The sequence below is a fragment of the Bacillus sp. AFS040349 genome (assembly GCF_002577655.1).
In the GTDB taxonomy this organism is placed as follows: domain Bacteria; phylum Bacillota; class Bacilli; order Bacillales; family Bacillaceae; genus Metabacillus.
Window position 1 is genome coordinate 19,252 of record NZ_NUMC01000007.1, and the last position, 12,549, is coordinate 31,800.

The 12,549-nt window shown below is 36.5% G+C and carries 11 protein-coding genes; 7 read left to right on the forward strand and 4 right to left on the reverse strand.

Annotation, left to right across the window (positions count from 1 at the left end; all coding sequences use genetic code 11):
- Positions 1-6: 6 nt before the first annotated feature.
- The 7 genes from menB to COD11_RS01060 all read left to right on the forward strand — a co-directional run bounded on the left by menB (position 7) and on the right by COD11_RS01060 (position 8,068).
- Positions 7-825, forward strand: coding sequence for a 1,4-dihydroxy-2-naphthoyl-CoA synthase (gene menB / locus COD11_RS01030; protein ID WP_098794895.1), 819 nt, complete (start codon positions 7-9; stop codon positions 823-825).
- A gap of 90 nt (positions 826-915) precedes the next feature.
- Entirely contained in the window at positions 916-2,385 is a 1,470-nt protein-coding gene (locus tag COD11_RS01035) for an o-succinylbenzoate--CoA ligase (RefSeq protein WP_098794896.1), read from the forward strand.
- Positions 2,382-3,488 (forward strand): o-succinylbenzoate synthase, encoded by a 1,107-nt coding sequence (gene menC / locus COD11_RS01040; protein WP_098794897.1) that lies wholly within the window; start codon positions 2,382-2,384, stop codon positions 3,486-3,488. The genes COD11_RS01035 and menC overlap by 4 nt, the downstream gene beginning before the upstream one ends.
- Positions 3,489-3,961: 473 nt before the next feature.
- The gene (locus tag COD11_RS01045) at positions 3,962-4,915 is read left to right on the forward strand and encodes a metal ABC transporter solute-binding protein, Zn/Mn family (protein ID WP_255301513.1); all 954 of its coding nucleotides are present in this window, start codon (positions 3,962-3,964) and stop codon (positions 4,913-4,915) included.
- Positions 4,916-5,019: 104 nt separating this feature from the next.
- Complete coding sequence (locus COD11_RS01050) at positions 5,020-5,769, forward strand: metal ABC transporter ATP-binding protein (RefSeq protein WP_098794898.1); 750 nt, start codon at positions 5,020-5,022, stop codon at positions 5,767-5,769.
- A gap of 81 nt (positions 5,770-5,850) precedes the next feature.
- Entirely contained in the window at positions 5,851-7,167 is a 1,317-nt protein-coding gene (locus tag COD11_RS01055; RefSeq protein WP_098794899.1) for a metal ABC transporter permease, read from the forward strand.
- On the forward strand, positions 7,157-8,068 hold the full coding sequence (locus COD11_RS01060) for a metal ABC transporter permease (RefSeq protein ID WP_098794900.1): 912 nt from the start codon (positions 7,157-7,159) through the stop codon (positions 8,066-8,068). The genes COD11_RS01055 and COD11_RS01060 overlap by 11 nt, the downstream gene beginning before the upstream one ends.
- A gap of 46 nt (positions 8,069-8,114) precedes the next feature.
- Here COD11_RS01060 and COD11_RS01065 read toward each other — a convergent pair whose 3' ends face one another.
- The 4 genes from COD11_RS01065 to COD11_RS01080 all read right to left on the reverse strand — a co-directional run bounded on the left by COD11_RS01065 (position 8,115) and on the right by COD11_RS01080 (position 12,532).
- On the reverse strand, positions 8,115-8,300 hold the full coding sequence (locus COD11_RS01065; RefSeq protein ID WP_098794901.1) for a hypothetical protein: 186 nt from the start codon (positions 8,298-8,300) through the stop codon (positions 8,115-8,117).
- A gap of 71 nt (positions 8,301-8,371) precedes the next feature.
- On the reverse strand, positions 8,372-9,412 hold the full coding sequence (locus COD11_RS01070) for a cytochrome d ubiquinol oxidase subunit II (RefSeq protein ID WP_098794902.1): 1,041 nt from the start codon (positions 9,410-9,412) through the stop codon (positions 8,372-8,374).
- Between the two features lie 24 nt (positions 9,413-9,436).
- On the reverse strand, positions 9,437-10,789 hold the full coding sequence (locus COD11_RS01075) for a cytochrome ubiquinol oxidase subunit I (RefSeq protein WP_098795065.1): 1,353 nt from the start codon (positions 10,787-10,789) through the stop codon (positions 9,437-9,439).
- Between the two features lie 834 nt (positions 10,790-11,623).
- Positions 11,624-12,532, reverse strand: coding sequence for a nuclease-related domain-containing protein (locus tag COD11_RS01080; protein WP_098794903.1), 909 nt, complete (start codon positions 12,530-12,532; stop codon positions 11,624-11,626).
- Positions 12,533-12,549 lie beyond the last annotated feature (17 nt).

Genomic DNA, 12,549 nt, shown 5'->3' on the forward strand with positions numbered 1-12,549 from the left:
ACAAAAATGGCAATTGAATGGGTTACACAGCGTGAGTATGAAGAAATCATTTATCAAACATATAATGGAATAGCGAAGATTTCAATTAACCGTCCACATGTACATAATGCATTTACACCGAAAACGGTGACAGAGTTAATTGATGCATTTGCTCGTGCTCGAGATGATGAAAATGTAGGTGTTATTATTTTAACAGGTGAAGGTGGAAAAGCCTTCTGTTCAGGTGGAGACCAAAAAGTGCGTGGCCATGGTGGTTATGTAGGTGATGATCAAATTCCCCGCTTAAACGTACTTGATTTACAACGATTGATTCGTGTCATTCCAAAGCCTGTTATCGCGATGGTTGCAGGGTATGCAATCGGTGGAGGACATGTATTACATATCGTATGTGATTTAACAATTGCTGCGGATAACGCTGTATTTGGACAAACTGGTCCTAAAGTGGGAAGCTTTGATGCAGGGTATGGCTCAGGCTATTTAGCTCGCATAGTAGGACATAAAAAAGCACGTGAAATTTGGTATCTATGCAGACAATATGGCGCACAAGAAGCTTTAGATATGGGCTTAGTCAATACAGTTGTTCCGTTAGATCAGTTAGAAGAAGAAACGGTAAAATGGTGTGAGGAAATATTGGAAAAAAGTCCAACAGCTATTCGTTTCTTAAAAGCAGCATTTAATGCGGATACAGATGGACTTGCAGGAATTCAGCAATTTGCTGGGGATGCAACATTGCTTTATTATACAACGGATGAAGCAAAAGAAGGCCGCGATGCATTCAAAGAAAAACGTACTCCGGACTTCAAACAATTCCCGCGTTTCCCTTAAGCCTTATACGATTTTCAAAAAGCTTGGTGATACTTTTCTCATCAAGCTTTTTTTATTAAAAATAAAAACCAAAGGAGGTAAGGTATTTTTATGAACGAGACATTCCCTAATTGGTTAAAGCAACGAGCAAATCTTACGCCAAATCGTTTGGCTGTTAAAGTAGAAAATGAAGAATTGACGTTTGACGAGCTTTATAAACGTGTTCAAAATAGAGTAAAACAATTAATCTCTCTTGGGGTAAAAAGAGATGAGCATATAGGAGTGCTCATGAAAAACAGTGTAGATATGATTGAAGTGATTCATGCGCTCTTCTCTGTCGGTGCTATAGCTGTATTATTAAATCATCGCTTAACAAATCAAGAGCTAGCTTTTCAACTATCAGATGCTGAAGCTGTTTCTGTTATTTGTCATGAAGAATTAGCGGGAAAACTAGGTGAAAAGGTAAATGTAATTGTTGTTGACCACCTCAAAGAAATAGAAAGTCTTGTTTACATAGAAGAAATTGAGGAGTTCAAGGCAGATCAAGTGGCAACCATCATGTATACATCTGGAACAACTGGATATCCAAAAGGTGTACTACAAACGTTTGGAAATCATTGGTCAAGTGCAATCGGCTCTGCATTAAATCTGGGAATAGTACAAGAAGATCGTTGGTTATTAGCTGTTCCGTTATTTCATATTAGCGGATTATCGATCTTGTTTCGAAGTGTTATTTATGGAATTGGTATTGTCTTATTTGAGAGATTTGATGCTAAAAAAATGAATCGTGCCATCTTGGAGGATGGGGTAACCATTGTGTCAGTTGTCACAACGATGTTAAATCAAATGCTAGTTGACCTTGGCCATAACAAATACCCGGAGAGCTTTCGATGTATGCTTGCAGGAGGAGGTCCAGTTCCAAAAGACTTGCTTGAAAAAAGCCTCACAAAACAAATCCCCGTTTTTCAAACATATGGAATGACCGAAACTTCTTCACAAATTGTTACCTTATCTCCTGAATATAGCATGAAAAAGGTAGGATCAGCAGGTAAACCATTATTTTTATGTCAAATGAAAATCATGCAAAATGATAGAGAATGTGCACCATTTGAAGAGGGTGAGATTTTCGTAAAAGGTCCAAATATTACAAAGGGCTACTGGAAGCGTGAGGAAGCGACAAAAAACGGATTTACGAATGGTTGGTTTCACACAGGTGATCAAGGTTATATCGATAATGATGGATTTTTATATATATTAGACAGACGATCAGATTTAATTATTTCTGGTGGAGAAAATGTATACCCTGCAGAAATTGAAAATGTTCTCCTCTCATACCCAGCTGTCCAGGATGCGGGTGTTGTTGGTATAGAAGATAAGAAATGGGGACAGGTTCCATATGCTTTTCTTGTTACAACTGAAAAAATTGATCGTGAAGATCTTCTTACATACTGTCAAGAACGATTGGCAAAATACAAAGTTCCTCATCATATAACATTTTTAGAAGAGCTTCCAAGAAATGCATCTAATAAGCTTTTGAGAAAAAATCTTAGAAAATATCTAGAAAAAGGAATGTCTATATGATAAAAGTTGAAAAAGTCACGTTGTATCATATCACTCAGAAATTGAAAGTCCCGTTTACATCAAGCATAGGACATGTTACGGATCGAGATAGTATTTTAGTTGAGGTGATTGATTGTGATGGAGTAAGTGGATGGGGAGAGGTTGTGGCTTTTTCAACACCTTGGTATACAGAAGAAACGATTTCAACCTGCTTTCATCTTCTTAAAGACATTCTTATCCCATTAGTCATTTCTGAGACTTTTGAACACCCAGATGAACTGCAGGAAATTTTTAAAAGAATAAAGCGAAATCAAATGGCAAAAGCATCTCTAGAGGGTGCAATATGGGATTTATATGCTAAGAAGAAAAATGTATCCTTATCAGCGGCATTAGGTGGCGTAAGAAATGAAATTGAGTGCGGTGTTGTTGTCGGGATATCTTCCTTTTCAAATATGATTGAACAAATTACTCGATATCATGAGGAAGGCTATAAACGATTTAAAATAAAGATTTCACCAGATCAAGATATGAAAATAGTTGAGGAAATACGCAAAAGGTTTCCTGATTTACCTTTAATGGCAGATGCAAATTCATCTTATACACTGAATGATGTTGAAAGATTAAAAGAACTAGATCAATTTGGATTAATAATGATTGAACAACCACTCGCAGCAGATGATATTGTTGATCATGCCAAACTTCAAGAGAAACTATCAACTCCTATCTGCTTAGATGAAAGTATTATAACTAGTGAAGATGCCAGAAAAGCGATTGAACTAGGAAGTTGCCAAGTTATTAATATTAAACCGGGGCGCGTAGGTGGGTTAACTGAATCAAAGAAAATACATGATTTATGTCTTAAAAACGAAATACCCGTCTGGTGTGGTGGGATGCTTGAAACAAGTATTTCACGAGCCCATAATATTGCTTTAGCATCACTAGCAAACTTTACAATTCCGGGAGATATCTCATCATCTTCAAGATATTGGGAGAAGGATATCGTTGATCCGGAAATAAGAAGTGTTTCAGGGAAAATTAGTGTACCAAATGAAATTGGGATAGGGTATAAGGTTAAGAAAGATCTGTTAAAATCAATAGCTTCATCAGTCACAGTTTTAAAATAATGATAAAAAGATATTTTTAATTAGAATATAGAGGGGAAATTTAATTATTAGCCTATGAAAAATTAATTTTATAGTAAATTTGTTTGTCAAAATTAAATGATCAAGATTTTTAATGAAAGCTAACAACCGAGTATAATTATGAAGAAAGATTAACAAATTTAATGAAAGTTAGTTTCTCTTTCTGCTCTTTTAAGGATAACTCTAGACTATGAATTCAGTATACTCACTGAGTACATAGTTTGAGTTATCCTTTTTTTATCTCCTAAATTGTCGAGAAAAGATGTTTGACATAAAAGTCTAAATGAATTATTGTTGCGTTAAGGAAACTTTTTTAGATGAACTAACAAAAAATGATGCAAGTAAAAAATGTAGCACACATACTAAATAACTACATAAACTACTTTTGACCCAGCAAAAATAGGAAAGTTTCAACCATGAATATAAAAATGAAAAGCGAAATGGAGGAGTAAAAGGTGAAAAAATGGTTGGCAGGTGTAGGAACAGCGATTCTAGCAGTATTTTTATTATCGGCATGTGGTAGTGATAGTGAACAGACAAATGGTGATGTAGCTGAAGGAAACGGAACTTCTAGTGAAACAATTAACGTTACAACAACTACAGGTCAAGTAGCAGATATCGTAAAACATGTGGGTGGAGATAAAGTGGAAGTTACTTCATTAATGGGACCCGGAGTCGACCCTCATCTTTATCAAGCTTCTCAAGGAGATATCCAGAAATTAAATGAAGCAGATATGATTTTTTACAATGGCCTTCATTTAGAGGGTAAAATGGGTGAAATTTTCGAAAAGATGTCAGAGGATAAAGCAACAGTTGCTGTTGGTGATTCTATTCCTGAGGATAAGTTATTAGCAGCAGATGATTCAACTGCACACGATCCTCACGTATGGTTTGATATCAAAGCATGGATTCATGCTGTTGATGCAGTTGAAGAAGAATTAACAAAGCAATCTCCTGATAATGAAGAATTATTTAAGGAAAATGCGGCCAACTATAAAAAAGAATTAGAGGATTTAGATGCTTATGCAAATGAGCAAATTGAAACCATTCCAGAAGAAAGCCGTGTACTAGTAACAGCACATGATGCCTTTGCTTATTTTGGGCATGCATATGGATTGGAAGTAATGGGATTACAAGGATTAAGTACAGATTCTGAATATGGACTAAAAGATGTTCAAGCGTTGGTAGATACATTAGTAGAAAGAAACATTAAAGCTGTGTTTATTGAAAGTAGTATTTCAGAAAAGTCAATTAGTGCAGTAGTAGAAGGTGCAAAAAAACAAGGTCATGAAGTAGTTATCGGTGGTGAGCTTTTCTCTGACGCTATGGGTGAAGAAGGAACAGAAGAAGGCACATACGTTGGTATGTTCAAACACAATGTAGACACAATTGTATCTTCTTTAAAATAGAGTAACGATAGGTTATAAGATTGATAGCTAAGAATGAAAACAATTTGTTCTTAGCTATTGGTATATCTCTAAAAGTGAAACCGCAAAAAGGTTGGTGTTAACGAATGAATCCTGTTACAGTAGAAAATTTAACAATTGCGTATCATCAGAAACCTGTTTTACAAGAAGTAAGTTTTGAGGTACCTGAAGGAAAATTAATTGGCATTATTGGCCCAAACGGTGCTGGAAAGTCAACCTTGATTAAAGGAATTTTAGGATTAATTCCAGCAGCTTCTGGTGAAGTAAATATATTCGGTGAACAATACAAGAAGCAGAGAAAACGTGTGGGCTATGTTCCACAACGTGGATCTGTGGATTGGGATTTCCCAACAAATGCTTTAGATGTTGTTTTAATGGGAAGATATGGTCATGTTGGCTGGTTTAAACGTCCAGGTAAGAAAGATATTGAGTTTGCTAGAGAATGTCTTAAAAAAGTAGGAATGCTTGAATTCGAAAATCGTCAAATCAGTCAGCTTTCTGGTGGACAGCAGCAAAGGGTCTTTTTAGCAAGAGCACTTGCTCAAGATGCAGATGTTTACTTTATGGATGAACCATTTGTTGGAGTGGATGCAGCAACTGAAAAAGCCATTATCGCTTTATTAAATGAATTAAAGGAAAAAGGGAAAACAGTTCTAGTTGTTCATCATGATTTACAAACAGTAGAAGAGTATTTTGATTGGGTTCTTCTATTAAATATGAGAAAAGTTGCGTTTGGTCCAACTAAGGATGCTTTCTCAATCGATAATCTTCAAAAAACGTATGGTGGAAAACTAACATTTCTACAAGATCAATCGGTTGTTGTTGAAGGGAAATAAAAAGATAGATAGTAGATCATAGCCTTCCTAAAGAAGGGTAGGGAACGGTTAGTTCCTTTAGAATAAATAGGAGTGAAGCAAATGTTTGAAGAACTATTGTTACAACTTCAAAATCCAAATACCCAATGGGTTTTAATTGGCACAATGCTCCTGGGAATTGCTAGTGGAGTTGTCGGAAGCTTTACATTATTAAGAAAGCAAAGCTTAATAGGTGATGCGATGGCTCATTCAGCTTTACCTGGAGTATGTATTGCCTATTTACTATATGGTTCAAAATCGCTTCTTTGGTTTTTAATTGGAGCTGTCATTGCAGGCTTAATTTCATCTTTTTTCATTCAAGTGATTATTAATCATTCCAGAATAAAAGAGGATTCAGCACTAGGTATTATCATTTCTGTGTTTTTTGGATTCGGGATTGTTCTTTTAACCTATATCCAGCATAATGGTGCTGGAAATCAAAGTGGTTTAGATGACTTTATTTTTGGGCAGGCAGCTTCAATGGTTGCAGCAGATGTACGTTTAATTACCATCATAGCCATCATTTTGCTAGCCATCACGGCAATCTTTTATAAAGAGTTTAAATTGCTAACGTTTGATCCCCAGTTTGCAAAGGGAATTGGAATTCCAGCGAAATTCTTTAATGGGCTGTTGCTTTTACTCATTGTTTGTTCAGTTGTAATTGGCTTACAAACAGTGGGTGTTGTGTTAATGGCAGCTATGCTCATTACTCCCGCGATTAGCGCAAGATATTGGACAGAAAAATTAAGCTCAATGATCATTATTTCAGGATTTATCGGCGGCATTTCTGGAGTATTTGGAACACTATTAAGTACGATTATGGAAGGGATGGCAACTGGACCACTTATTATTATTGCTGCAACAATCATGTTTATCATTTCACTTATTTTTGCTCCAAAAAGAGGCTTGCTTGCAAAGGCAATAAAACAACTACATTTAAGAAAACGAACGGCAGTAGAGCAAATTTTCTTAAGTTTTTATGATGTAGCAGAAGGCGGAAATCTGCGTGAAATTTCTGAAGATGAGGTTTTATTAAAAAGAAAAGTTACACCAAGCCTTTTCCAACATGCTAAAAATGTATTGGAAAAGAAGGAGTATATTAAACCATCAAGTAATGGTAAATGGATGTTAACTGAAAAAGGAATTGAGGCAGGATACGAACTTGTTTTACAACAGCGTTTATATGAAATGTATTTAATGCATGAAATGGAATTTGCCCATTTAGAGTTGAAAACAAGAGAGGATCTTAATTTAAATGCCATTTCAAAAGAAACGAAAGATCAGCTGCTTAAATTATTGCGTATCCATGATCGCGCACCATTACTAATACCTAAGTCAACGAGTCTCGGAGATAGGAGAGTGATGGTAAATGACTTATGATGCTTGGATTATCATAACAGGATCATTAGTAGGCATTACATGTGCAATGATTGGCTGTTTCCTCGTTTTAAGAAAAATGGCGATGCTAGCAGATGCGATCTCACATACTGTTTTATTAGGAATAGTCGGTGGATATTTAGTTAGTCGTAGTCTAGATGGTCCATCCCTTTTAATTGGTGCAGTTATAGTAGGGTTATTAACAGCCTTACTTGTTCAGGTTTTGAGTGGTAAGGGTGTTCAAGGTGATGCTGCGATTGGGATTGTGTTTACATCTCTTTTTGCCGTCGGAGTTATTCTTCTTTCTGTTTTTGCAGGAAATATCCATTTAGATGTGGATCACGCCTTAATGGGGGAAATCACATTTATCCCGTGGGATACAGTCGAGTGGAATGGGATGGAGATGGGTCCAAAAGCAGTTTGGCTTTTAGGTTTTGTGTTCATTGTAAACTTACTAATCATTATCTTCTTTTATAAAGAATTTAAGATTAGCTCATTCGATCCTGAGATGGCTGTAGCAATTGGAATTCCCGTCTTATTTATTCATTACTTACAGATGGGGATGCTCTCAATTACTACTGTTGCCTCATTCGATAGTGTTGGTGCCATTTTAGTTGTGGCAATGCTCATTGTCCCTGCCTCTACAGCCTATTTACTAACAGATAAACTACTAAATATGCTTTTTATTAGTGCGGGAATAGGTGTTTTCTCTGCGATATGTGGATATTACATGGCAACCGTATTAAATGTGTCGATTGCAGGTGCTATGGCAACGTCAACTGGTGTTCTTTTCGCCCTTGCGTTTTTGTTTTCACCAAAGCATGGATTACTTGCAAAAAAACGAGCACAAAAAAAGCTATCAAAAGCTACTGCTAAAACTGCAACAACAAATCCCGGCCTCTAACAGCCGGGATTTTTTAAGTATTATGGGTATCATTAGTATGTTATTGTTATTCCATTAATCCATATTCAATCGCGCGATCAGCAACTAAGTCATCAACATCTTGAGGAAGGTCATCCAGTGAGCCGAACTCATAGTCCCATAAATTTGTAAAAGAATCTACAAAAATCGGAAACGAGTCAGCATTTGAATTTTTTACATCTTGACGAAATGACTCAATCAGGCTTTCCTTCATGTTACATCCCCCTTGCTCGTTTTATCACCACTTTATTTTTTCTAAAAGAAGAAAAAATATGTAAAGCTTATTTAAGATTCGTTTTGTTTTAAATAGCGCTTATCTTTCATAAAGAGTTTCCAAAAGTAAACAAATCCTGGGAAGAGAATTAGAAACCCAACAATATATGTGATGAATAACGCTCGAAAAGTGTTCGGATGCGTAAAACCAGATTCAATTGTGACGTCAGGATAAATCATGTATGGAAGATGAGCTCGTCCATATGCATAACTTGCTAATAAATATTGAATGGTTACAGCTACTACTGCTAATCTAGGTCTTCCAATACGTTGCTTATGTTTTGCAGATGGAATGAATAAAGCAGCTCCAGCAATAACAAACAGAAGAACAGATCCAATTAAAAAGGGGAGGTACTCAAGCATATTCGTATAAAGCCAATTTGCTTCGGCCCTTAGGGTTAGCATAATTAACAATGCTGTAAATAAGGAAATGGGACCAAGAATTAATGCATCACGACGATAAACACGATATGCTTCGAGTTCATCTGCTACATTTGAATAGTCAGCAAGCAGTAGTGATGATAAAAACAATGTACTGCTAACAGCAAATCCAATGAAGGCGTATATGTTTGGACTTGTGAATAAAGCAGCGAAGTTAAGTTGATGGACACCATTTACAACATCAATATAGCCACCATGTGTAATCGGCAAAACAAGCATAAGTAACGCTGGAATAATAAATCCAGAGATTCCGGAAACATATGTTAAGCCTTTTTCATAGTCTTTTGCAACATGTGAAAACACTAAGAAACCACTTCGTAATGCTAATAAAATCAAGATAAAACTCCCTGGAAGGAGTAGGACTGTGCCTAAGATAAACGTTGCTCCCGGGAAAAAGCTAACTAGCGCGATAACAATTGCCACAATGAATACATTTGTTACTTCCCATGTGGGAGAAAGATAACGGTTTGCGATGTTTGTTGCATTTGTTTTTTCTTTATTAAAATAAACCATGGACCAGAAGCCTGCTCCAAAATCCATTGTCGCCATAACGGCATAAATAAACACAAACCCCCATAATACTGTGATTGCGAGTAATGAATCTGCAGTCATTTTGATTCACACCTTTTCTAAGGATTAATAACTAAGATTATTTTGTTTAGGTACTCCTCCATCAAGCTCATCCTCAACAGGGTGGCGCTTAAAGTAATATCTTAATACAGCTAAAACCGCAATACCTAAAATAACATAAATTAAAGAGAAAAGAAGAAACAACATCCCGATTTGAGTTGACTTTGTTACGACATCTTCGGTAGCTAAAATGCGATAAATCACCCATGGCTGTCTCCCCGTACAGGCAAAAATCCATCCAAATTCAATGGAAAGAAGGGACAGTGGCCCAGCTACAACGAAGGCATACATAAATAGCTTAGGAAAATGTGGTTTTTTCAAAAATTTGTACCAAACAAACCCAGCAAGTGATAAAAAGATTAAAAAGCTCCCAATAAGAACCATTCCGTTAAAAAGTGTGTGCACAAATAACGGTGGCCAGTATTCCTCAGGGAAATCATTTAAACCAACAACCTCTGTTTTAAAGCTATCTCCTGCTAAGAAGCTTAAGGCCCAAGGAATTTCAATCCCATACTTTACTTCTTGGCTTTCACGATCTGTAAATCCTCCAATAGCAAGGGGAGCGTAATCCTGTGTTTCAAAAAGGCCTTCTGCAGCAGCAAGCTTTTCAGGCTGGTATTCATGTAACATTTGAGCCGACTCATGGCCATTGATTGCTGTTAGAAAAGAAAAGATTCCTCCAATAACCAAACTTAACATAAGCGCTTTTCGATGAAATTTGTATACACGTTCATTTTTCCTGCTTTTTAACATTTTGAATGCTGCAATTGTACTAATCATAAAAGCACCTGTCATATAGGCTGAAACGGCTACATGTGCAGCTGAAATGAAGAAGCTAGGGTTAAAAAACGCAGCCCATGGATCCACATCCACAATTTCTCCATCTTGAATCCTGAAACCAGCGGGAGTTCCTTCAAATGCATGAACATTTGTTATGAGAACGGCAGAAGCACTTGCCCCAATAAGGACGAGGGTAACGCTGATGATTCTCATTCTAGGAGAAATTCGATCAGCCGCATAAACATAAATGCTCATAAACAAGGCTTCAATAAAGAAAGCATAAATTTCAATTTGGAAAGGTAATGACATGACTCTCCCAATTACCTCCATAAATCCCGGCCATAATAATGCGAGCTGAACCCCGGCAATTGTTCCTGTTGGAATGGCAACCCCAAGCAAAACAGCCTGTCCTTTTGTCCAACGCTTTGCCATTATGGCATAATCCTGATCCTTCGTTTTTTGAAAAAGAAGTTCCGCACATAATATCATTAAAGGCAACCCAACACCCAAAGTGGCAAAAATAATGTGAAAGCCCATTGTGGTTCCGAACAGTGAACGCGCTAATACTAAATCATCCATTGCGATCCGCCTTTCTTTTCCTACCTTGTCGTAATCACCCATAGTGTCCACTATTTTCTAGAGAATATTCTTGTGTTTTCTATTTGAAGGGGAGAAGGAAATTTTCAAATAAGTACTCATGGCTAGAGCTGGAGGTGAAGCTCATAAAAGTGATGAAGACCATTAGAGAGTGGAAAATTAGAGGAGATGGTCTTCATCAGTTAGATGAAGACCATCATAGAGTGGAGAATTAGAGGAGATGGTCTTCATCAACGGGATGAAGACCAACATTGAGTGGAAAATTAGAGAAGATGGTCTTCATCAACCGGATGAAGACCAACATTGAGTGAAAAAACAGAGGAGATGGTCTTCATCAGTGAAATGAAGACCATCATAGAGTGAAAATTAGAGGAGATGGTCTTCATCAACGGGATGAAGACCAACAGAGGGTGAAAATTAGAGGAGATGGTCTTCATCAACGGGATGAAGACCAACATTGAGTGAAAAAACAGAGGAGATGGTCTTCATCAACGGGATGAAGACCAACATTGAGTGAAAAAACAGAGGAGATGTTCTTCATCAGTGAAATGAAGACCATCATGGAGTGGAAAATTAGAGGAGATGGTCTTCATCAGTGAAATGAAGACCATCATGGTGTGAAAAAACAGAGGAGATGGTCTTCATCAGTGAAATGAAGACCAACACAGTGTGAAAAATCAGAGGATATGGTCTTCATCAACGGGATGAAGACCATCATAGAGTGAAAAAATAGAGGATATGGTCTTCATCAACGGGATGAAGACCATCATTAAGTGAAATAGCTGTTTGATATATATCACAGTCTTTTATTTATTTTTATTCCTCATAATAAGTCCACTGATGAACCCCTTTTACCTTAAAGTTTTTTTGAAGAATTCTTGTTATTCTTCTTTTAGTTACAACTTCATTACACCATTCATGAATGACATTTGCCGTGAGCTTATTGTCTGGAAAAAGAAGCTTAAATGTCCTTACATTTCGCATAACAGCAGCCTCAATTTCTTCTCTGTGACCACAGATTAAACATGAAAATTGCATTCCCTCAACACTAATTGTGAAAGACAAACACTCCCCACAAACAACCCCTTTACGAAGCTCCTTATATTCATAACTAGGTAACTTCCTATAAGGAGAGTCCGTGACATGTAAAGAAAGTAACTTGTCAGCAAGCCTCTTATGATCATCTTTTAACTTTGACGATACTGTATTTAGTTCTTTCAAGTGCCTATTAATTTGTGTAGGAAAAATAAATGGTTTGTTTAGGGGTGATTGATATAGAGTGAATTCTGGGTTGATGAAAACGACTGAAGCAAAAATCGGTGTGGGGTAACCAAGATGTTTGAGTAATTGTCTTAATAATGATTCGGTTCTATTCAATTGAATGAGAGGATTGCTTATTTCTTTTTGGTTTTTCTTATATAGTCGATCAGAGTCATAATAATAATCTCCTTCATAATTTTTCACCTCATAAAGGTAAAGAGAGTCTCGGGTGATAAGTAAAGAGTCAATTTGGAATAATGTGTTATTTTGTTTTAAAAGCAAATCATTTAGGATAATGCATTCACAACTAAGCTTTTCTAGTAAACTATCTAATAATACCTCGCCCTCATACCCTTTCTTAAGATTAAAATAATACTGCTTGTCCTTTTCATCCAAACTCATTCGGGTATTTAGACTTTTTAGAATACATAATTCATTAGGTTCCTTTCGGTGCTTGTAAATCATATTTCACATCCTTTTTA

Coding starts and splice junctions, on each gene's coding strand:
- menB (WP_098794895.1), top strand. CDS start 7: ATGGCAATTGAATGGGTTACACAGCGTGAGTATGAAGAAATCATTTAT.
- COD11_RS01075 (WP_098795065.1), bottom strand. CDS start 10,789: ATGGATGATTTAGTATTAGCGCGTTCACTGTTCGGAACCACAATGGGC.
- COD11_RS01035 (WP_098794896.1), top strand. CDS start 916: ATGAACGAGACATTCCCTAATTGGTTAAAGCAACGAGCAAATCTTACG.
- menC (WP_098794897.1), top strand. CDS start 2,382: ATGATAAAAGTTGAAAAAGTCACGTTGTATCATATCACTCAGAAATTG.
- COD11_RS01070 (WP_098794902.1), bottom strand. CDS start 9,412: ATGACTGCAGATTCATTACTCGCAATCACAGTATTATGGGGGTTTGTG.
- COD11_RS01050 (WP_098794898.1), top strand. CDS start 5,020: ATGAATCCTGTTACAGTAGAAAATTTAACAATTGCGTATCATCAGAAA.
- COD11_RS01065 (WP_098794901.1), bottom strand. CDS start 8,300: ATGAAGGAAAGCCTGATTGAGTCATTTCGTCAAGATGTAAAAAATTCA.
- COD11_RS01060 (WP_098794900.1), top strand. CDS start 7,157: ATGACTTATGATGCTTGGATTATCATAACAGGATCATTAGTAGGCATT.
- COD11_RS01055 (WP_098794899.1), top strand. CDS start 5,851: ATGTTTGAAGAACTATTGTTACAACTTCAAAATCCAAATACCCAATGG.
- COD11_RS01080 (WP_098794903.1), bottom strand. CDS start 12,532: ATGATTTACAAGCACCGAAAGGAACCTAATGAATTATGTATTCTAAAA.